Annotated in this window: 15 protein-coding genes, 3 tRNA genes and 1 pseudogene; 7 read left to right on the plus strand and 12 right to left on the minus strand. The window is 59.4% G+C overall.

What is annotated here, in order from left to right:
* Positions 1-15 precede the first annotated feature (15 nt).
* A tRNA-Asn gene (locus FHC52_RS05665) sits at positions 16-91 on the plus strand.
* Positions 92-236: 145 nt separating this feature from the next.
* Here FHC52_RS05665 and FHC52_RS05670 read toward each other — a convergent pair.
* From FHC52_RS05670 to shiA, 3 genes are all read right to left on the minus strand, one after another.
* Positions 237-2,009, minus strand: a complete 1,773-nt coding sequence (locus FHC52_RS05670; RefSeq protein ID WP_126289744.1) for an aminopeptidase P family protein — start codon at positions 2,007-2,009, stop codon at positions 237-239.
* An 18-nt stretch (positions 2,010-2,027) separates the two neighbouring features.
* Positions 2,028-3,482 carry an AMP nucleosidase gene (locus FHC52_RS05675; RefSeq protein ID WP_044596678.1) on the minus strand — a complete coding sequence of 485 codons (1,455 nt, stop codon included), beginning with the start codon at positions 3,480-3,482 and terminating at the stop codon, positions 2,028-2,030.
* 73 nt (positions 3,483-3,555) lie between these two features.
* The gene (gene shiA / locus FHC52_RS05680; protein ID WP_044596677.1) at positions 3,556-4,869 is read right to left on the minus strand and encodes a shikimate transporter; all 1,314 of its coding nucleotides are present in this window, start codon (positions 4,867-4,869) and stop codon (positions 3,556-3,558) included.
* A gap of 191 nt (positions 4,870-5,060) precedes the next feature.
* On the opposite strand from shiA, the gene ldtA reads away from it, so the two are divergent.
* On the plus strand, positions 5,061-5,960 hold the full coding sequence (gene ldtA, locus FHC52_RS05685; RefSeq protein ID WP_126289742.1) for a L,D-transpeptidase: 900 nt from the start codon (positions 5,061-5,063) through the stop codon (positions 5,958-5,960).
* 144 nt (positions 5,961-6,104) lie between these two features.
* Here ldtA and FHC52_RS05690 read toward each other — a convergent pair.
* Positions 6,105-6,180, minus strand: a tRNA-Asn gene (locus FHC52_RS05690).
* 320 nt (positions 6,181-6,500) lie between these two features.
* Between FHC52_RS05690 and nac the strand changes: the two genes are divergently transcribed.
* The 3 genes and pseudogenes from nac to FHC52_RS05705 all read left to right on the plus strand — a co-directional run.
* Complete coding sequence (gene nac, locus FHC52_RS05695) at positions 6,501-7,418, plus strand: nitrogen assimilation transcriptional regulator NAC (RefSeq protein ID WP_008499475.1); 918 nt, start codon at positions 6,501-6,503, stop codon at positions 7,416-7,418.
* Positions 7,419-7,514: 96 nt separating this feature from the next.
* Positions 7,515-8,465 (plus strand): HTH-type transcriptional regulator Cbl, encoded by a 951-nt coding sequence (cbl, locus tag FHC52_RS05700; protein WP_032675146.1) that lies wholly within the window; start codon positions 7,515-7,517, stop codon positions 8,463-8,465.
* Between the two features lie 318 nt (positions 8,466-8,783).
* Positions 8,784-9,190, plus strand: a pseudogene (locus FHC52_RS05705) (LysR substrate-binding domain-containing protein); the annotation flags it as partial.
* Positions 9,191-9,233: 43 nt separating this feature from the next.
* Here FHC52_RS05705 and FHC52_RS05710 read toward each other — a convergent pair.
* Positions 9,234-10,172 (minus strand): LysR family transcriptional regulator, encoded by a 939-nt coding sequence (locus tag FHC52_RS05710; RefSeq protein WP_126288262.1) that lies wholly within the window; start codon positions 10,170-10,172, stop codon positions 9,234-9,236.
* Positions 10,173-10,312: 140 nt separating this feature from the next.
* On the opposite strand from FHC52_RS05710, the gene FHC52_RS05715 reads away from it, so the two are divergent.
* Entirely contained in the window at positions 10,313-10,714 is a 402-nt protein-coding gene (locus FHC52_RS05715; RefSeq protein ID WP_039266693.1) for a RidA family protein, read from the plus strand.
* A gap of 107 nt (positions 10,715-10,821) precedes the next feature.
* Here FHC52_RS05715 and FHC52_RS05720 read toward each other — a convergent pair.
* The 6 genes from FHC52_RS05720 to FHC52_RS05745 form a co-directional block, all read right to left on the minus strand.
* Positions 10,822-10,897 (minus strand) — tRNA-Asn (locus FHC52_RS05720).
* A 164-nt stretch (positions 10,898-11,061) separates the two neighbouring features.
* Positions 11,062-13,251, minus strand: coding sequence for a TonB-dependent siderophore receptor (locus FHC52_RS05725; RefSeq protein WP_128299307.1), 2,190 nt, complete (start codon positions 13,249-13,251; stop codon positions 11,062-11,064).
* Positions 13,252-13,277: 26 nt separating this feature from the next.
* Positions 13,278-14,603, minus strand: a complete 1,326-nt coding sequence (locus FHC52_RS05730) for a lysine N(6)-hydroxylase/L-ornithine N(5)-oxygenase family protein (RefSeq protein ID WP_126288266.1) — start codon at positions 14,601-14,603, stop codon at positions 13,278-13,280.
* On the minus strand, positions 14,600-16,342 hold the full coding sequence (iucC, locus tag FHC52_RS05735) for an IucA/IucC family siderophore biosynthesis protein (RefSeq protein WP_126288268.1): 1,743 nt from the start codon (positions 16,340-16,342) through the stop codon (positions 14,600-14,602). Before iucC ends, FHC52_RS05730 begins: the two co-directional genes overlap by 4 nt.
* Positions 16,339-17,286: a GNAT family N-acetyltransferase gene (locus FHC52_RS05740; protein ID WP_044596671.1), complete on the minus strand. Its 948-nt coding sequence runs from the start codon at positions 17,284-17,286 to the stop codon at positions 16,339-16,341. The genes iucC and FHC52_RS05740 overlap by 4 nt, the downstream gene beginning before the upstream one ends.
* Positions 17,286-19,028 carry an IucA/IucC family siderophore biosynthesis protein gene (locus FHC52_RS05745; protein ID WP_220419964.1) on the minus strand — a complete coding sequence of 581 codons (1,743 nt, stop codon included), beginning with the start codon at positions 19,026-19,028 and terminating at the stop codon, positions 17,286-17,288. Before FHC52_RS05745 ends, FHC52_RS05740 begins: the two co-directional genes overlap by 1 nt.
* Before the next feature lie 138 nt (positions 19,029-19,166).
* On the opposite strand from FHC52_RS05745, the gene FHC52_RS05750 reads away from it, so the two are divergent.
* The gene (locus tag FHC52_RS05750) at positions 19,167-20,378 is read left to right on the plus strand and encodes an MFS transporter (RefSeq protein ID WP_023325587.1); all 1,212 of its coding nucleotides are present in this window, start codon (positions 19,167-19,169) and stop codon (positions 20,376-20,378) included.
* On the opposite strand, the gene mtfA is transcribed toward FHC52_RS05750, so the two are convergent.
* The gene (mtfA, locus tag FHC52_RS05755; RefSeq protein ID WP_023325586.1) at positions 20,375-21,172 is read right to left on the minus strand and encodes a DgsA anti-repressor MtfA; all 798 of its coding nucleotides are present in this window, start codon (positions 21,170-21,172) and stop codon (positions 20,375-20,377) included. The two genes, FHC52_RS05750 and mtfA, sit on opposite strands and share 4 nt — an antisense overlap.
* Positions 21,173-21,219: the final 47 nt, after the last annotated feature.

A 21,219-nucleotide genomic window follows, 5' to 3' on the forward strand; every position in this document is an offset into this window, starting at 1 on the left:
CCCCGTTCACACGATTCCTCTGTAGTTCAGTCGGTAGAACGGCGGACTGTTAATCCGTATGTCACTGGTTCGAGTCCAGTCAGAGGAGCCAAATTTGAAAAGCCTGCTTTTAAAGCAGGCTTTTTGCTTTTCTGCGTCGGGTAAAATTGTCGGGTGGCGGCTTCGCCTTACCCGACCTACAAAAACCTCGAATCGTAGGCCGGGTAAGGCGAAGCCGCCACCCGGCAAAAGCCGCACTATCCGTTCACACGAACCGGTGCCGTCGCCTCTTCCAGCCACGAACGCGCATCGCTGTTCACCCGTGGTGACAGGGCCTCACGCACCTGCTGGTGATACGCATCCAGCCACGCTTTTTCCTGTTCGCTCAACAGATCCAGCTCGACCTGGCTTAAATCAATCGGGATCAGCGTCAGCGAGGCAAATTTACAGAATCCCGGACGGCTCTCCACAATCTCCACCTGGTTTTCAATGCGAATCCCGTGGCTATCGCCCAGATAGTAGCCAGGTTCAATCGTCATGATATTGCCCGCCACCAGCGGCCACGGGTTGACCTTTTTGGCGATGCGATGCGGATTCTCATGGATCAGAAGCTGATGCCCCACGCCATGCCCTGTGCCGTGATCGTAATCCAGCCCCATCTCCCACAGCGGACGACGCGCGAAGGCATCCAGCTGATGCCCCTGAGTGCCAGAGGGGAACTGCAGGGTAATGAGCGACAGAAAGCCTCTCAGCACGGCGGTGTAGTGCAGGCGCTGCTGCGGGTCGACCTTACCCCATGCCAGCGTGCGCGTGGCGTCGGTGGTGCCATTAACGTACTGACCGCCGGAATCGTTCAGGTAAAAATGATCATGGCCGATGGGCTTGTTGCTGGCCTCGCTCGAATGATAGTGGCACATCGCCGCATTGCTCGAAGAGGCGGAGATGGTCGCAAAGCTTTGCTCGATAAACCCGGGCTGCTGTTTACGGAACGCGAGCTGCTGCGCCTGCACTTCCAGCTCGGTGAGCGGATTTCCTGCCGCCTCGCGCAGCGGCACTTCGCGGCTCAGCCAGGCCAGGAAGTTGACCCAGGCGGCACCGTCCTGGTGATGGCACGCGCGATACCCAGCCAGCTCGATCGGGTTTTTGGTGGCCTTCATCAGGGTGATGGGATCGGTTCGCCAGACAATCTCTCCCCGTGGTTCAATGGCAAAGCGCAGGGCGACCGGAGCGGAATCGGCATCAACCATCACCCGTTTGCCTGCAGCAATCTGCTGACCGCGTTCGATGAAGGCGTCCTGCGGCGCAATCGTAAACGCATTGCGCACCTCTTCAGGCAGGGCGCCGAGCTTGTTGTCGTTTACAAACCACTCAACGTGGCCGTCACGACTCAGCAGGGCAAATGAGAGCGGTACCGGACTGGTTGGGATATCTGAGCCCCTTACGTTGAGCAGCCATGCAATGTTATCCGGCAGCGTAACGGCCAGATAATCAGCATTGTTCGCGGCCAGCACGGCGGCAACGCGCTGACGTTTGTCCTCGCTGCTTTCACCGCTTACTTCAACCGGCATTTCACGAATAAGCCCCGCCGGTGCGGCAGGGCGATCGGTCCATAAGGCGTCAAACGGCGAAGCCTTCAGCGGTACCAGCTTGCACGGCGTGGCGGACAGTTGCTCAAACTCCGTATTGGTCATCAGCAGTGCGTCAAAACCGATGCGCGTGCCTGCCTCCACGTTTTCTGCCAGCCATTCAGCCAGCGGCTCGTTGTGCAGGTGGTGAATTTCAATCTCGTCCAGATTCACCTGAACGCGGGCCTGCACCTGATAGCGCCCGTCGACGAACAGCAGCGCTTTATCCTTCAGTACCAGCGCGACGCCGGCAGAACCGTCAAAGCCCGTCAGCCAGGCCAGCTTTTCGTCGTAGGGCGCGCAGTATTCGCTCTGCCACGCATCCGCACGCGGGACGATCATCCCGTCGAGATGGCTGGCCTCAAGCCAGTGGCGCAGGGCAGAGAGCGGAGATGTGCTGGACATGGTTATTCCTTATCGTTATTAGCGGAACGGCGGCTCGTTGAAGGTGCGCAGCTTGCGGGAATGCAGTCTGTCACCTTCCGCCCGAAGCAGGTCGATGGCGCGAATGCCAATTTGCAGATGCTCTGAGATGGCCCCTTCATAGAAACGGTTGGCCTGGCCCGGTAGCTTAATTTCGCCGTGCAGCGGCTTATCGGAGACGCACAGCAGCGTGCCGTACGGGACGCGGAAGCGATAGCCCTGTGCGGCGATGGTGGCGCTCTCCATATCAATGGCCACCGCGCGGCTCAGGTTGAACCGCAGCGCGGAGGCTGAGTAACGCAGCTCCCAGTTGCGGTCATCCGTCGTGACGACCGTACCGGTGCGCAGGCGCTGCTTAACTTCTTCGCCCGGCATGCCGCTGACCGCTTTGGTGGCGTCATACAGCGCACGCTGTACTTCGGCGATGCTCGGGATCGGGATATCCGGCGGCAGCACCGCATCAAGCACATGGTCATCGCGCAGATAGGCGTGGGCGAGCACGTAATCGCCAATCAGCTGGCTTTCACGCAGGCCGCCGCAGTGGCCAATCATCAGCCACACGTCCGGGCGCAGCACCGCCAGATGGTCACAGATGGTTTTGGCGTTCGAGGGGCCGACGCCAATGTTAATCAACGTAATGCCCTGACCGTCGGCGGTGATCAGGTGCCAGGCCGGCATCTGATGCTTTTTCCATGCCAGATCGGAGATGGCCTGCTCGGGGGCTTCGGTCTCTGCGGTGATCCAGATCCCGCCCGCGCAGGAGAGCGCAATATACGGGCTTTCCGGGTCGAGGATCTGGCTGCAGCCCCAGCGGACAAACTCGTCGACGTAGCGGGTGTAGTTGGTAAAGAGCACGAACGGCTGAAAATGTTCAGCGGGCGTACCGGTGTAGTGGCGCAGTCGCGCCAGGGAGAAATCGACCCGGCGGGCGTCAAAGTGCGACAGAGGAGAAAATTCTGCCGGGTGATAAATCCCGTCGGCGGTCTCATCGCCAATCTGCGACAGTTCCGTCGTCGGGAAGTGGCGGGTCAGCCCCGCGCTCATGGAACGGTCAAGGGTTAACGCCGAACCGTCAATTACGTACGGATAGGGGATCTCATGCTGCGAGGGCTCAACGGCAATGTGCGCGCCGTAATCCTGGTACAACAGCGTAAGTTGTTCTTCAAGATACGGGCGGAACAGGGCCGGGCGGGTGACGGTGGTGCTGTAGCAGCCGGAGTGGGTAAAACGGGCGTAGGCGCGGGTTTTTGGCGTCGTGCTGGCGCTGCCGTCCCAGGTCACAGAGAGCGATGGATAAACAAAAAGGCCCTCGTTTCTGGCCTTTTGGTCGGGAAGTTTCCCTGTATCGATATATTCGCTGATGGCGCTGCGCAGCGCATTGACGGACTGTTCATACAGCGCGTCGAGTTTTTCCAGCGCCTGAGCCGGGGTCAGGCTGGAGCCCTTATTATTCATCTCTGTCTCCTTGTTCCACAGGTGTGCGACTCTACCCGATAGTATGTCACACGCCTGTGAAACAAAAGGGCGATCAGGTGTGGCGGGGCTCTTTCATCACCAGCGCCGTCGCAGCAGAGAGCAGGCAACCGGCCAGCAGATAAATCGCCACGCTGTGCCAGTTTCCGCCGGAGAAGGTCACCAGCGCGGCGGCAATAAATGGCGTAAACCCGCCGCCGACCACGCTTGCGACCTGGTAGCCCACGCCCGCGCCGCTGTAGCGGTAGCTGGCGCCGAACAGTTCGGTAAACATCGGCTGCTGGACGCAGACCACCATGTCGTGAGCGACGTTGGCGAGCATGATGGCGAAGAAGACAATCCAGAAGATCGACTGCGCCTCCAGCGCCATAAAGAATGGCCAGGCGCTGAGGGTGCCCACCAGCGCCCCGGTGATATAGACGCGACGGCGGCCAAAGCGGTCCGCCAGCCAGGCGAAGCAGGGGATGGTCAGGCAGCTGATCCCGCCAACCACCAGGCCGATATTCAGGAACAGTTCACGCGGCAGGCCGAGGTTCTGCGTCGAGTAGTTCAGGGCAAACGCCGTGACGATATACATCGTCAGCAGTTCACACAGGCGCAGGGCAATAATTTTCAGAAAAGCGCCAGGATGCCGGACGAGTGCCTCCATGACCGGCAGCCTTTTTTTGACGGCCGGTTTTTCCTGCTGCTTTTCGAACTCTGCCGACTCCTCCATGCCGTTACGGATCCACAGCGCGGCGATGACCAGCACGATGCTGAAGATGAACGGAATGCGCCAGCCCCAGCTCAGGAACTGCTCGTCGGTGGTGAGCTGGCTGATCAAGGAGACCAGCCCGGTAGAAAGGAGCAGACCCACGCCGTATCCGACCTGCACGCCGCTGCTGTAAAACGCTTTCTTATTTTTGGGCGCGCTCTCAACGGATAGCAGCGCCGCGCCGCCCCATTCACCGCCCACGGCGAAGCCCTGAATCGCCCGTAATGTCACCAGCAATGCCGGTGCCCACCAGCCAATCGCGGAAAACGACGGGAGAATGCCAATCAGCGCCGTGGCGATCCCCATCATCCAGACGGTAAGCATCAGCATGCGCTTGCGGCCGAGGCGGTCACCAAAGTGGCCGAAGATCACCCCGCCCAGCGGGCGAAACAGAAAACCGACGCCGAAGGTGGCAAACGCGGCGAGGGTGCCCATCGCGGGGCTGACCTGCGGAAAAAATTCGCGGTTAAACACCAGCGCGGCGGTAATGCCGTAGAGCAGAAAATCATACCAGTCGACGACGGCACCCGCGAAGCTGCCGAGTGCGGCGCGGCGGGCACGATTGAGCGAAGGTGTCTCCTCGTTGGGATGTGTGGAGGTGAGAGTGGAGTCCATAGTTGTCCTGTCTGCACTGATTTTTAATTATTGGTATAAGAAAAGGTCACTCACATAGCGGCCGTCATATAAACGGAACCTATGAGACTACCGCGACAGGGGGCCTGTGCAAACTGATTTTATTTCCTGATGGGTAATGCAAAACGGCTACGCTATGCTTACTAAAGAGCGAAGCGACTGAGGAAGGGAATATGTGTCGTAAAAAGGCGTTGGGCTGTCTTGCTGCGTTACTCATCAGCCAGAGCGTGCAGGCGGTGAGCTATCCTTTACCGCCGACGGGCAGTCGCCTGGTGGGGAGCTCGCAGGTCATTACCGTGCCGGATCATAATACGTTACCGCTTGAGGCGTTTGCCGCGCAGTACGGGCAGGGGTTGAGCAATATGCTGGAAGCGAACCCGGGCGTGGATCCTTTTTTGCCCAAATCCGGCACCCGGCTGGTCATTCCCCAGCAGCTGATTTTGCCCGACACCGTTCGCGAGGGGATTGTCGTTAACGTGGCGGAAATGCGTCTCTACTATTACCCGCCGGGCAGCAATACTGTTGAAGTGCTGCCCATCGGCATCGGTCAGGCCGGGCGCGAAACCCCGCGTAACTGGGTAACGGCGGTTGAACGTAAGCAGGTGGGACCTACCTGGTCTCCGACGCCCAATACGCGCCGTGCCTATGCGGCAGAGGGAAAAACGCTGCCTGCCTTCGTGCCCGCCGGGCCGGATAACCCGATGGGGCTGTATGCGATCTATATCGGCAGGCTGTATGCCATACACGGCACAAACTCCAATTTCGGCATCGGGCTGCGGGTGAGCCAGGGCTGTATTCGTCTGCGCAATAACGACATCAAATACCTTTTCGATAATGTTCCCGTCGGCACCCGCGTACAGCTTATCGATCGGCCCGTTAAAGTCACCACGGAACCGGACGGCAGCCGCTGGGTGGAGGTTCACGAGCCGTTATCACGTAACCGCGCGGAATTTGAATCGACCCGGAAAGTGCCGCTGCCGATATCGGCCGCGCTGCGGACAGAGTTGATCAACGAAGGTGCAGGTGCTGAGCTGGAACGGCGGTCGGGGATGCCGGTGAAGCTCGGCAATTGAGGACATTTTCGCCGGGTGGCGGCGTTGCCTTACCCGGCCTACGATTCGAGGTTTTTGTCGGTCGGGTAAGGCGCAGCCGCCACCCGAAATTTTACCCGACGCAGAAAAGCAAAAAGCCTGCTTTAAAAGCAGGCTTTTCAAATTTGGCTCCTCTGACTGGACTCGAACCAGTGACATACGGATTAACAGTCCGCCGTTCTACCGACTGAACTACAGAGGAATTGTGTGAACGGGGCGCATATTATCGACCTGCGTTCACCTTGTCAAAGGGTGGATCGCCGCCTTTTGATCGTTTGCTGACAAAATCGGCAAAGTGCTGTTTTTGACAGCGGAATGCACCGCTTTGGTGCGGATATACCTCTAATGGGGCAGATCATAAACTGCTGTTTCGGTAATGAAACCCCCCTCCATGATTAGGTTTCCTTATTTTCAGGCGCTTAGCGCCCAATTCAGACCGCCTGGTAAAAGTGGCATTCATATTGCAAAACCTGTTCAACAACGACAGCCGGTTCCGGCACAGCATTTCGAACAGGGGGCAAAATGAACTTAAGACGACTGAAATACTTCGTAAAAATCGTCGATATCGGCAGCCTGACTCAAGCGGCAGAAGTGCTGCATATCGCGCAGCCTGCGCTGAGCCAGCAGGTGGCTACTCTGGAAGGCGAGATGGATCAGCAGCTGTTGATCCGTACCAAACGCGGCGTCACGCCAACGGAAGCCGGAAAAATTCTCTATACCCATGCCCGTACGATTCTGCGCCAGTGCGAGCAGGCGCAGCTGGCGGTGAATAACGTGGGCCAGACCCTGAGCGGACACGTTTCTATTGGCCTGGCGCCGGGAACAGCCGCGTCCTCTATTACCATGCCGCTGCTGCAGGCCGTTCGCGCTGAGCTGCCTGAAGTGCTGGTGTACCTGCACGAAAACAGCGGGTCCGTACTGAATGACAAACTGCTCAACGGCCAGCTGGACATGGCGGTGCTTTACGATCGCTCCCCGGTGGCCGGGATCACCAGCCAGCCGCTGCTGAAAGAAGATCTCTACCTCGTGGGCACCCGCGACTGTCCGGGCCAGAGCGTAGACCTTACCGCCGTGGCAGAGATGAACCTCTATCTGCCGCGCGACTACAGCGCCGTGCGCGTGCGCGTGGACGAAGCGTTCTCCCTGCGCCGCCTGACGGCCAAAATCATCGGCGAAATTGACTCGATCTCCACGCTGACCGCAGCCATTGCCAGCGGCATGGGCGTCACCGTGCTGCCGGAATCCGCCGCGCGTTCGCTGTGCAGCGCGGCAAACGGCTGGATGGCGCGGATCACCACGCCTTCCATGAGCCTGCCGCTGTCGCTGAACATGTCCGCACGCGGTTCGCTGTCGCCACAGGCGCAGGCGGTAAAAGAGATTCTGATGTCGCTGGTCAGCAAGCCATCGCTTGAGAACCGTGAGCTCCAGCTCGTGAGCTGATATTCCATAAAAGCATAAGATGCTGGTTTTTATTATTTGTTCTGCAGCTCGGCTGACTCTAACAATAGAGCTATGTCAGATGTGCCGGAGTGAATCGTGAATTTCCAGCAGCTTAAAATTATCCGTGAGGCGGCCAGGCGGGACTACAACCTGACCGAGGTCGCCAATATGCTTTATACCTCCCAGTCCGGCGTCAGCCGCCATATCCGCGAGCTGGAAGAGGAACTGGGCATAGAGATCTTTATCCGTCGCGGCAAGCGGCTGCTCGGCATGACGGAGCCGGGTAAGGCATTGCTCACCATCGCTGAGCGGATCCTCAACGAGGCCAGCAACGTGCGTCGCCTGGCGGATCTCTTCACCAATGACGCCTCGGGCGTGCTCACCATCGCCACCACCCACACCCAGGCGCGCTACAGCCTGCCGCCGGTGATTAAGGCGTTCCGCGAACTTTTTTCGGAGGTGCGTCTGGAGCTTATCCAGGGCACGCCGCAGGAAATTGAAGTGCTGCTGCAAAACGGTGGGGCGGATATCGGTATCGCCAGCGAACGCCTGAGCAACGACCCGCTGCTGGTGGCGTTCCCCTGGTTCCGCTGGTATCACAGCTTACTGCTCCCGGTCGATCATCCTCTGAATCAGGTCTCTCCCCTGACGCTGGAAGACATTGCGAAATGGCCGCTCATTACTTATCGCCAGGGGATCACGGGACGCTCGCGTATAGATGAAGCCTTCAATCGTAAAGGGTTAACGCCCGACATCGTGCTGAGCGCGCAGGACTCTGACGTCATCAAAACCTACGTCGAGCTGGGTCTGGGTATTGGCCTGGTGGCGGAACAGTCCAGCGGAGAACGCGAGGACGGGAACCTGGTGCGTCTTGACACGCGTCATCTGTTTGACGCCAACACCGTATGGCTTGGCCTGAAGCGCGGGCAGCTGCAGCGTAACTATGTGTGGCGCTTTATCGAGCTCTGCAACGCCGGGCTGTCGGTGGATGAGATTAAACGGCAGGTGATGGAGCCAGAAGAAGTGGCGATTGATTATCAGATTTAGGTGCGGGTTTGCCCGGTGGTGCTGCGCTTACCGGGCTCGCCACTTAGCTGAATGGGTATTTTCTAAAGACCGCCTGTGATTCGAATGATTTGGCAAGCGACTGGATCGAGCTTAACTCCGCTGCACTAACGACGTGCTGGATCATCGGCTGCATAAACGTCCAGACAACCGTGCTGGTAATGGCACCTGATTGGGCACTGTGGTGACCGGACGCGCCTGCAGTAATCTATTTCTTCAGTATCTTACCGTAAGGGTCAGTATTACTGACATATGGTCAGGTTGCCGCTGTATATCCAGCGCAGATAAGGAAGTACTTTCATGTCGGATTTCCCACCCATTGTCAGTTTGCGAAGCTTTGAAGCCGTCGCCCGTCTTGGCTGCGTGATGCTGGCGATGGTGCCGTCATTTGGATGACACTGGTTATTACCGCAACTGGCTCGTTTACGGGCGAAATATCCGCTTATCACCCTGCGGATCCAGGCCAGCGCCTGCAGCAGGAAGGGATAGATATCGCGATATGGATGGGGCAGGGAAACTGGGAAGGGAGCGAAAGTCATTATCTTTTTTCCGATGAGCTCATTGTAGTGGCCGCACCGGGCTATAACGACGGCGTGCTGCCCGCTACGCCGTCTGACATTGCAAAAAGTGATCTTATTTTTTCCATGGAATCGTGGAAAACGTGGTGCATGAATGCGGGTCTTGAGAAAGAGATCGTGCCTGGCGGCGAGCGGTGAGTGCTGTGGAAAGTAACCAACCCTAATGAGCGAATCAGGGGCTGGGAGGGAGTGACTTATTATTGGAATTAGGGACATGCTGCTGCATCAATTCAACGATCCAATCAATAAAAACGCGCAGTCTGGCGTTGACGTGGCGGTTAGGCGGAAATGCCAGGTACAGGGGCATTGGCTTAATACGCCAATGTTCGAATAGCCGAATCAAGGAACCACAAGCCTGATGCGCTTCTGCCATATAGACCGGCAGCGCAATCACGCCTAACCCGGCTAACCCAGCTTCGAGGTAAGCATTGCCATCATCCACGGCAAGGACATAGCTGCCCGTGATGTCAATATGTTCACTCTCACTGCGCAGTACCAGAGGATCAATCTTACCGGTGCGCGAGGACAAGAACCCTACAATGCGATGGTCGGTGTTTTCCAGCTCTCGCGGGTGCGCAGGGGCGCCGAGGCGTTCCACATAGCTCGGTGCGACGTAAACGCCGATGTGCAAATCGCCGACATGGCGTGCGATCAGGGACTGGTCGTTGATTTCGCCACCGCGCAGGACGCAATCCACGTTGTCGCCGATCAGATCCACCACCCGGTCGCTCACGCCCATATCGAACTGGATATCCGGGTAGCGTGCATGTAAAGCCGGTAGCGCCGGCACCAGGATGAGGCGGGCCAGCGGACTGGGCACGTCTACCCGTAGCCGTCCCCTGGGCGTCATCGTCGCGCTGGACAGGCTGTTTTCAGCATCTTCCATGTCTGCCAGCAGGCGGATGACGCGTTCGTAGTAGACCGCGCCATCGGGGGTCACACCGAGCCTTCGGGTGGTGCGATGGAGCAATTTGACGCGCAGGCGCGCTTCCAGCTGCTGAATGAGCTGCGTCACCGTGGTTTTGCTCATATGAAGCGTTTGGGCAGCCTTTGTGAAGCTACCTGCCTCAACCACGCGAGCAAAGGCGCGCATCGCGTCGAAACGATCCATCCCTTATCCTCTCTTTTCACCGATTGTTTGGATATTACAAACAATGATGGACAAAGTCGCTTGTTTATCCGCCCGAACCTGCACCTGTAAAGTGTCTGTATGTTCACGGGCTGATTTTGCCCTATTGCAAAGGTACAAACATGACAGCACGCGAAGCAGTTTTCCCCTCCGGTCGGCAGGCGCTCTATGAGCGCAATCGCTATTCACCGGCCATCAAATCCAACGGTTTCTTGTTCGTTTCGGGGCAGGTGGGTAGTCGCGAGGATGGTTCGCCTGAACCCGATCTGAAAGCGCAGGTCAGGCTGGCCTTCGATAATCTTAATGCTGTCCTCGCGGCTGCGGGCTGCACGTTCGCTGACGTGGTTGACGTGACCCTCTTTGTCGTCGATCCCGAGTCAAACCTCGACGCTATCTGGAGTATCCTGCCAGAATATTGGGGGGATGCGCCTTATCCTACCTTGACCGGGATCGGCGTGACGTGGCTGTACGGATTTAAGTTTGAGATTAAGGTGATTGCCAGGCTGGATGCGATTCAGAGTTAACTTCAGAGATGCAGTCCCGTAGGTCGGGTAAGGCGAAGCCGCCACCCGACAATTTTACCCGACGCAGAAAAGCAAAAAGCCTGCTTCAAAAGCAGGCTTTTCAAATTTGGCTCCTCTGACTGGACTCGAACCAGTGACATACGGATTAACAGTCCGCCGTTCTACCGACTGAACTACAGAGGAATCGTTTGAACGAGGCGCATAGTAGCGACCTCAGTTCGCCTTGTCAAAGGGTGAAATCGCGCTTTTTGTTCGTTTGCCGACAATTTCAGCAAATCGCTGATTTTATAGTAAATTTGCTTCGAAATTACACAGCAAAATGCGCCGCCCGCAGGCGGCGCTGAGGATTAGAACAGTACGGAGTAGTTCAGACCAAACGTCCGTCCGCGGCCTTTATAGGTGTACAGGCCCGGTGCACCGTAGGTTGGGCTATACAGCCCCGGCGCGCGCTGGCCCCAGGCGGTGGTGTAGTCTTTGTCCAGGAGGTTCTCCACGCTGAAGCTGACTTTACCCACCGGCAGGGCGTAGCTGCCCAGGAAGTCGACCGTGTTATAGCCATCGATCTTCTTGCCGTCGGCGTCAGAGACGTCAAAGGTCTGCGTGCTCTGCACGCGCAGGGTCCAGTCGCCCGGCGCCCAGTTGACCCACGCGCTGGCTTTCGACGGGCTGGCGCTGTCTACCGTCAGCTTCTCCCATTTCCCGTTTTCGCGGGTTTCCGACTTAATGGCGTTAAAGTTCGCGCCCGTGCTCCAGTCGCTGTCGGTGAAGAAATAGTCCACCTGACCTTCCACCCCGAAGATACGACGCTTGTCGTCTTCCAGGTTGATGGTCATGTCCGTCTTGTTGATGGTGATGGTTTTATCCGAGAGCGAGTAATACGCCGCAACCTGGGTGCGCAGGTTATCCCCGGTGTAGCGCCAGCCCAGCTCATAAGCGTTGACCTTGATACCGTCCAGCTTCGAGTCGTTGACGTTGACGCTGTTCAGCAGGCGATAGTGACCGTTGCTGAGCTGATAGGTCCCGGAGCCGTAGTACTTCGCCAGGTCCGGGATTTCGAAGCCCTGGGAGAAGTTAAACCACACCTGCTGCTGTTCGGTCAGGCGACCGAGGATCCCGGCGTTAAACAGGAAGTTGTTGTAATCGGTTTTCCCACCCGGCACCGCGTCGGCGGAGGTGGCTTTCCCGGTAGCGATGGCCTGCTGCTGGGTGTAACCGACAAAGTCGTCCACCTTGTTCTCGGTGTACTGGTAGCGCACGCCGCCGCTCAGGGTGATGGCGTCAATATCATAGCTGGCCTGCAGGAACGGGGCGAGGTTGGTGATGCTATAACCCGGGTAGCGGCCCACGTTGTAGGCGTTATCCAGCTCCATGCCCCCGCTCGCCGCAGCTTTTTTCAGGTTGAAGAACTGCTGGTTGGCGTCGAAGGTTTCGTGGTCGGCATCCATACCCCAGGTCAGCGTCAAATCGTCCACCGGCTTGCTGTTCAGCGTCAGCTTGCCGCCGTAGAAATCGGTTTTCTGCTGCGACGCGCCGATGCTGGTGACCACACCTTTGGTCAGGGTCGGGAACGGATAGTAGGTCAGGCTCTCGTCGCGATAGTAAATCTGCGCGACCAGATCCTGGCCCCAGAAGTCGGTATTGGAGTACTGCAGGTTGATCAGATGGCGCTCGGTACCCGGCACGCGGTCAGAATCGAGGTTACCTTTGTTGTACGCGGTCGCATCCCCCGTGACCGCCGAGAAGTTCTTCCCGAGATAGAGACCATGCTTGCCGTCGGACTCGCTCTTGTAGTACTGGGTCGTCAGCTGCAGCTGCTGGTGATCGTCGATGTTGAGGGTGCCTGTGCCCATCACGTCGATACGGTCAGAATACTGTAAGCCGGTCTGGGTGTTATCAATGATCACCTCGTCGCCGTTGCCGTCATACCAGCCGCCGTAGCGCTGATACGACACCGACAGACGACCGGACGCGTTATCGTTGCCGCCGCTGACCGCTGCCGACACGTTCTCATCGTGGTCGTTGTGGCTGTTGAACCCGCTTTTAGCCCCGGTCTGGAATTCGACTTCGGTCTCAGGCTGGCCTTTTTTGGTGACGATGTTCACCAGACCGCCGGTGCTGCCGCCGCCGTAGAGTGACGTGGCGCCGGAGATAACCTCGATACGGTCAATGTTGAACGGATCGATAGAGTCCAGCTGGCGGCTGTCGCTGCGGGACGAGTTCAGGCGCACGCCGTCCACCATCACCATCATGGAGCGGCCGCGCAGGTTCATGCCGTAGTTGGTACGTCCCTGGCTGCTGACGTCCATGCCCGGAATCAGCTGCGCCAGCACTTCTTTAATCTCTTTCCCGCCCTGAACCTGCTGCTCAATTTCAGCCCGCTCAATGACCCAGGTGGTCTGCGCCATCTCCGCCACGCTGCGGTGCGCGCGGCTGGCGGAGACCACGATATTTTCTTCCTTTTGTTCTTCCGCCCACGCAGAGGTAGAAAGCATTGCAAGCAGGCAAGGATTTAAAACCCAAAGATGAGAACGTTTCATTGTTATGTTGACCCTGATTGTGTGTGTCAGTACTCGGTGGTTTTTGCTAATGATTTAAAAACCTGGCTGTTCTCCGGGCTGGTGGTGCTTCGCCAGTGGATAACGCCAGGGGTGGTAGCCAGCTCAAACGGCTCGTCGTCGTGCGCGCGATTCAGAATTCGTGCCGCGCGCCAGGCCATCAGGCTGAGCTGGGGTTCGGCAATGCCGAGACGGTGCATCCCGGCATTCACGGCAAACAGGCGGTTACTCTGCGGGCCGTCCCATTCGAGGGTGAAATCGTTGTTGATGCAGAAGGCTTCGTCCGTATCCAGATGCAGGCGGTGAGACAGCGGCGCGAGGAACGCAGGCTGCACGGCGCGATAGCCGGTGGCGAAGATCACAACGTCACTCTCCAGCTGCTCTCGGCCGCCGTCGAGGTGATGCTGTATGCTCAGACGCTGTCCGTTTTCCAGGCGCGTCAGGGCCGTCACCGAGCGGGACGGCATCAGGTGCGCCCAGGGTTTTTCACGCAGCACTTCAAAGCGGTGGTACATGGCGCGGTAAATCGCCAGCAGGGACTCGGTGGTGATGCCGTCGGAGGTCATCTTCTGCTCGTGCAGCATTTGACGACGCGCCTCTTCACCGAGCGTGGAGAAGCTGTCCACGTACTCCGGCGTGAAATACTCGTTAGCAAAGGCGGCTTCATCCAGCGCGTTGTAGTTGTTGCGGCGCGAGACCCAGTTCAGACTCAGCGGCTGGCCCCATTCGCCACGGAAAATATTCAGGAACAGGTCGGCACCGCTCTGGCCGCCGCCGACGACGGTAACGCGCTTGCCCGCGAGATCCGGCGTGCGCAGCATCATCTCGCTGGCGTGGAAGCAGCTATCGTCCTGCGTCGTGACGCAGTCCGGCAGGTTGATCTGCTTACCGATCCCCACGCAGACGTGGCGCGCCAGGAAGCGATCGCGCTGGGTCACTACCTCAAACAGGCCGCTTTTCTCATCAAAGCTCACCTGCTGTACCTGCTGGCTGAAGGCGAGGTTGGTGAGGTTGTCCGCCGCCCAGCACAGGTAGTCGGCAAACTCCTCCCGTGAAACGGTGCGCTGCTCGGTGGTCAGGAAGCGGTAGAATTTTTTACGCTGCACCAGGTAGTTCAGGAAGCTGTGGCGGTTGGTCGGCTCCACGGCGCTGACCAGATCCTTCAGGAAGCTGGTTTGCATGTGGCAGTCCGGCACCATCATCCCCGGGTGCCAGGAAAAGTGCGGTTTGCGCTCAAGAAACAGCGAGCTAAAGCCGTCCAGCCCTTCTGCGAGGGCGGCGATGCTAAGGTTAAACGGGCCGATACCAATGCCGATGAAATCATAGGTTTTCATTGCGCGGACTCCCGGGAGGCCAGAAAAAGAGGGTTATCAAGGTCGGTGACGTAGTTCGGCAGCATGCGGCTGCCGCCGTCGTGTTCGGAGAAGGTCAGTTTGACCGGGTTGAGGATCACCCGAATAATTTGCGGCTTAAACAGATCGAACTTCGCAAAGCGCTCCGCAAGCTCCGGATGCGCGGCCATGTAGCGGTGCAGCACCCCGGCGAGGATCTGATAGAAACGCGTTTCGCTGACGCCGCTTTGCAGCGTGAGGCGTGAAATAAAGCGCAGCACCGTCACGAAGTTGCCGGTTTGCAGGTCATGGATGATGTAATCCGCGCTCAGGCGCGCCGTGACGGCCTTCACCTGTTGCGGCAGGCTTTCCGCCTGCGGGAAATCTTCATCCACCAGGCGCATATCGCCCTGGAAATCCTTCAGCAGGATGCGCTGCGGGACGTAGTCCTTCATCACCAGCGTCACGTTCTGGCCGTGGGCAATCAGCGCCACGCCGTAGCGGCAGAGCAGGTGATAGAACGGGATCACCGTTGCTTCAAACAGCTTTTCCAGCCACGCGTCGGCGCTTAGCCCGGAACGGTTGATCCACGCGTCGATGAGCGGGCGCCCGGCGTTGTCGGTTTCCATTAGCGCCGCCAGCAGCACCGCCTGTTCGCCCTCCTGCAGATAGCAGGACGGGTTCTCGCGCCAGATCACCCCCAGCATCTCCTGATAGCGGTACGGCGCTTTCGGCAGCGCCGCATAGCCCGGATGCGACAGATATCCGGCGGCGGGTTCGCCAAGCACCTGTGCGCCAGAGCGTGCAAGCGTAGCGTCGGTGTCAAACTGCTGCTGCAGCCAGCGCGAGGCCTGCGGCCCGGCGGCAATGTATTTGCCCGGAATACCGCGATAGCAGGAGGTGTTGTAGATCGTCAGCGGAAGCTTGATGTCAAACGGCGCGCGACGGCTGGCGTTGGTGAGCGTGCGCAGGGACTGCTGCGCCAGGTACTCATCGCCAAACTCGCCCAGCTCAACCATCTCACCGCGTGCCAGCTGCGGCAGGAAATGAATGGCGATCTTCTGCTGCCACTGCCACGGGTGCAGCGGCACCGGCAGCCAGCTCTCGTCGAGGCCCAGCGCCTGCCAGCGGGCGTCAAAGCGGGCGCGCTCGGCGTTGTCCATGGCGCTCGCCAGCAGGGCGCTGATATCGCAATCGGCGTCGCTGCTCCAGACCAGATGCTCTCGCTGAACGGCAACCCAGTGCAGACGAAAACGTCCGCGGTACTCCGGTGCGTACTGGCGCAGCGCGTCCAGCCCCCAGCCGCGGCGACCTTTGTTGAAAATAAACTTCGGGTGACCGCGCATCAGGCACTGTAATTCGTCCGGATCGAGGTGGATCAGCGCGTCCGCATCCAGCGCGTCACGCGCCTGCAGCAGCTGCATGTCGCCGCGCAGCGTGGCGTAGAGGTCCTCCATGTGCTCTGCCGTTTGCGCGTCGCTCATCTCCAGCACCGTCGCCAGCTGCAGCAGCGCGCTTTCCGCTTCGACGGCATCGCCGCTGGCGGTGGTCAGGCTGTCCGGGTCGATATGCAGCCAGCCCCAGATCCCGCGCGTGGCGCAAAACTGCCAGGACGCGTTGCCCATGGCGATGCGCCAGCCGTCCGACGAAACCGGCTCGGCGCGCAGGGTGCGCTCGTATTCCAGCTCGGCGAGGATCTTCGCCACCATCTCGCGGTTCACTTTTTCCCAGAGCGCGTTCACAGGCCCACCTCGCTGAAGAAGCGGTGACGCTGGCTCATAATGAGGCGCGAGCGTTTATGCGGGAAGTCGAACTCTTTCACCGTGTCAAAACCGGCAGAGGAAAGGTGACGGAACAGGCGCTGGTTGTCGAAGCGCGGCTCGGCCACGATGCGCGTGGTGCGCGGTTCATCGAGATACAGGTAGTGGCTCAGACCGCGCAGCCAGCTGCGGATGTACTGCGCGCCGCGCCAGTTCTCTTCCCCCACCAGCATGTGTAGCCCGCGGTCAAACGGCTGCCAGCGGTAGTGGCGGCCAATGCGGTCTTCCGGTGCCCAGTAGAGTTCAAAATAGCCAAACGGTTGATCGTCGAAGCAGCCGATAACCGGGTAGCAGTAGGTCGAGTCGAGCTGACGGCGCAGGTAGTTTTCCTGCTCGGCCTGCGGGCCCGCCATCTCCCAGAAGGCGTTCACGCGCGGGTTGTTCATCCAGCGGGTAAAACGCTCGCCGTCCAGCGCCACGTCGGCCACGCGGAAGCTGAGGGTACGCTTAATTTGCGGATCGTAACGGCGATACACCTCACCCTGCGGGCGGCGAGGGCGCAGCGGGAAGTACAGTTGACGGCTCTCGTCAAACTGCATTCCGCCGCTCGCCTGCGGGCGTTCGCCCTTCAGCCACAGCGGCAATTGCCAGAAGGCGTCGCGCGCCAGATAATCACCGTGGGCCAGGCCAAACAGCGCCTGCGCCTGGGGTTCATCCTGCCAGTCCGCCCACGGCAACGTAATGCCGGTCAGCGCGGGGGCGGCCACAAACAGCTGATCCAGGGCTTCCACCAGCCAGCCGTCCGGGATCCCCTTCAGACGCTCCAGCACCGCGCTGCCGTCGAGACCCAACGCCAGCGGCAGGGCGCGATCCGTTGCGGTGCAGTGAAAGCCGTAGCCGGAATGGACGATATTCGCGATAGCCATCACGCCTTCTCCTTGTAGAACGGGTTGCTAAAGTCGAAATAGATCACCGCCGGATCGGCGATGGTGTTTTCATTGCGATCGTGCAGGTAGCAGAAGAAGTTGCCTTTGCAGTTCCAGGTCGGGCTGTCGAGCACGTAGTCGAGGCAGCGGGTCTGCTTCGCCGTGCGGCGCAGTTCTGCCAGCGCGTCGCGCACCCGGGACATCAGGCTCTCTTCGCTGTCGAAACCGGCGGCGGCGAGGGCGGCGGTGACGGCAAGGGTAGAGTTCAGCAGCAGGTAGTAAGGGAAGTAGCGCAGCAGCTGGCTCTCGCCGAAGCGGTTTTCCACCTCAGTTTCGCCAGCTTCTTTCAGCCACGCGTCGGCGCCTTCGGTCCACGCGCTACCCTGGCAGTCGCGATAGATCAGCCCGACCGGGAAATCCTGCTGCATCTCAACGAGGATATTTTGCTGGTGCGCCAGCAGGACCAGACCGTAGTCCGCCTCGGCGCTGAACAGCGGAAGTAACACGCGGTCGCAGTAGGCGTCCAGCCAGCAGCGGGCGGCCTGGGCGAGCGGGAGATCCAGACGCTGGCTCAGACGGCGCACCGCCGCGGCGAGCAGGCTGTCACCGCCGTCCGGCGCGGCCTGCGTCAGGCTCACCAGCACGTTGGTCTGGGTATCTGGCGTATCGAACAGCAGATTGACGCGCAGGGCCATAAGGCTCTCTTCCTGAATAGTGCCGCTTTCGTCACGCAGCCCCGCCCAGCCGTCTTCCTGCATCACGCGCATGGTCGGGTAGCGTGCCTGTAGTTCCTGCCAGCGTTCCGTTTTTGCCAGACGCGCCAGGCGCATGCCGCGCTTCACCTCTTTCACCGACAGCGTGCGCACGGAGTTGGTCAGGCGCACGCTGAGGGAGAACTTAATCATGTCGCTGTTGGTCTCGCTGTACAGCGAGCGGGAGGAGCTGGTGGGCAGCCACTGTGCGCCCGCTTCACCCAGGTCCTGCAACGAACCGTTTTCCGCCAGACGCTGGCACCAGTCCTGCTCCAGCAGATAGTCGGCCTGCCACGGGTGCATCGGCAGCAGCCAGCGGGTGTCGGTGAAGTGGCCGAGCAGCTCGGGCGCGCTCTGGGCCGCAAAGCGCAGCAGACGCTCACGCAGGGAGACGTTCAGGCTGTCGCCGGCAACGAGCGTGCTCTCAACGGCAAACCAGCGCAGCGGGAAGCGGGAGGCGAAATCGGGCAAATAGCGGCGCGCCTCGGCTTCGTTGAACGGCTCGTGGGACTTCGGTGCCGGGTGAAACGCATGGCCGACCAGCAGCGCCTGTTCCGCTTCGGCAAACGTCAGCGGCTTATCGCGCAGGGTTGCCCAACTGTGGCGTAAATCAATCGCCTGCCAGGTGTGGGCATGGCTTTCGAGAACGCGCTGCTTAAAACGCGCCAGCGTATCGGCATCCAGCGAGCCTTTTACGGACGGTTTTTCAAGAATTAAATCAACCAGTTGAGGGAAAGTGACGGCGTCACCCCTGTCGCTGTTGCTCTGAATCAGCGTTGCCGGGAAACGGTACTGATGATGCTGGGTGGGTGAGAAATAGCGTACCGGCACCCGAAGCGCCTGGGTTTGGGAAAGCGGGATATGGATCTCAGATAGCGCATCCGCATCGGTAGCGGGGAGATAGCGCCAGTCCTTCGTTTCACGCACCAGGGCGTTTAAAAAGCACTGGGCTGCAACGTCTGTACCGGCGGCGCGGAGCAGAGCACGCATAGATGTACCTCATTCCATGATTGATAATAATTCTCGTTATGATATTCATTCTGTTTACACTCGCAACCATTTTTGCAATATTTGTTTTCATAAACTTCATAATTTCCACACATTTATTGACACTATGTTCACATTCTCATGCGCGCTGACTCTGAAACCTTGACGGAAAACGTCACTTCAAAAGCTAACTGGCCCCTGGCGCTATCTGCGGGGTTACTCGGCATCGGGCAAAACGGTTTGCTGGTGATGCTCCCGCAGCTGGTCACCCTGACCGGGCTGTCACTCTCGGTCTGGGCCGGGCTGTTGATGTTTGGATCCATGCTCTTTTTACCGGCCTCGCCCTGGTGGGGGCGTCAGAGCGAGCGGAAGGGGTGTAAGTCCGTCATGCTGGCCTCGCTAAGCGGCTATCTGGCGAGTTTCGTCGTGATGGCGCTGGTGGTCTGGGCGATGGCGGCCGGAAGGCTGGATGCAGTCTGGGGGCTGGCGGGGCTTATTTTCTCGCGCCTGCTCTACGGACTGACGGTCTCGGGGCTGGTGCCTGCGGCCCAGACGTGGGCGATTCAGCGTGCGGGGCTGGAGAAAAGAATGGCGGCGCTGGCGACGATAAGCTCCGGCCTCAGCTGCGGGCGTTTGCTCGGCCCGCCGCTGGCGGCGCTGATGCTCAGCGTTAATCCGGTGGCACCGCTCTGGCTGATGGCGGTTGCGCCGCTTATCGCCCTGCTGCTGGTGCTTCGCGAAGTCGCTGACCCGCCGCTGCCGCCGGTAGCCCACCAGGCAACCCGCCTGCAGGCCTCCATGCTGCCGTTCCTGCTGCTGGCGCTGCTGCTGGCGGCGCTGGTGAGCCTGATGCAGATTGGCCTGTCACCGCATCTTAGCCCGTTGCTGGACGGTAACGCCCGGGAGATCAGCCATCATGTCGCGCTCCTGCTGAGCCTGGCCGCGCTGGCCACGCTCGCGGCACAGTTTCTGGTGGTCCGCCCGCAGCATTTCAGCCCGGTGACATTGCTTTGCATCGCGGCGGTGCTGATGGTGGCCGGGCTTGGGCTGATGGCTGTCGCCGGTTTAGCGCTGTTCTACGTGGGGATTGTTACCACGTCACTCGGGGCGGCGATGGCCACGCCGGGCTACCAGCTGCTGCTGAACGATCGGCTAACCACGGGGAAAGGGGCGGGCGTCATCGCCACCAGCCACACGTTAGGCTACGGCGTCAGCGCGCTGATGGTGCCGGTCGTGACGCGCTTTTACGGGGAGCAGTCTTTAACGGTGGCCGCGTGGGGAATGGCATTGCTGTTTTTAGCCCTGAGCATAGGGGTATGGTCAACCGAGCGTACCCCTGCTGAAAAAGCTTAATGGACCTGGCGGGACGAATGCCCGCCGGACGCTTCATTCTGCCGCAGGCGCTGTAGCGGATCCTGCTGATAAAACTGGCAGAAACGTTGCCAGAGGGCCGGGAAACGGGGCGCGAAGAGCTCGGGCGCGCTGAAGAAGTACTCGGAGAGCACCGCAAAGCACTCAGCCGGGTCGGTTGCCGCATAGGCGTCAATGCTGGCCGCGCTTTCGCCCACCAGGTCTATTTCATCCTGGATGTTATCCATCGCCGCGTGCAGGTCGTGCTCCCAGCCCGCCACTTCGCGAAGCGGGATCCGCGGGACGCCGCTGGCGCGATCGCCGTTGCGGGTATCCAGCTTGTGCGCCACTTCATGGATAATCAGATTAAAACCGGAGGCGTCGAACGAGTCCTGAATATCGAGCCAGTTGAGGATAATCGGCCCTTGCTGCCAGCTTTGTCCGGACTGCACCACGCGCTGGTTATGCACCAGCCCAATATCGTCCTGCCATTCGTCATCCACCACGAACGGCGCAGGATAGATAAGCACTTCGTGGAAACCGTCCAGCCACTCAATGCCGAGTTCAAGCACCGGCAGACAGAAAAGCAGCGCGATGCGGGCGTTTTTCAGGGGATCGAGTTCAAACCCCTGCAGCGGCACCAGGCGCTTTTGCTGTAAAAAACGATCCGCCAGCTGAACCAGTTTCGATTGTTCATCCGGGTTTAGATTAGCCAGAACAGGGATCGTCAGGGCGTCATCCCATGGCAGCGCCACATCCCGGCCAGCCTCATTCGTTTTCCAGGGCCACTTTATCATCGCTTTGCTCGCAAACTCGTCACTTGAACAAAAATGGGAAAGTCAGA

The sequence above is a fragment of the Enterobacter sp. EC_64 genome, assembly GCF_019584165.1.
Taxonomy (GTDB): Bacteria; Pseudomonadota; Gammaproteobacteria; order Enterobacterales; family Enterobacteriaceae; genus Enterobacter; species Enterobacter roggenkampii.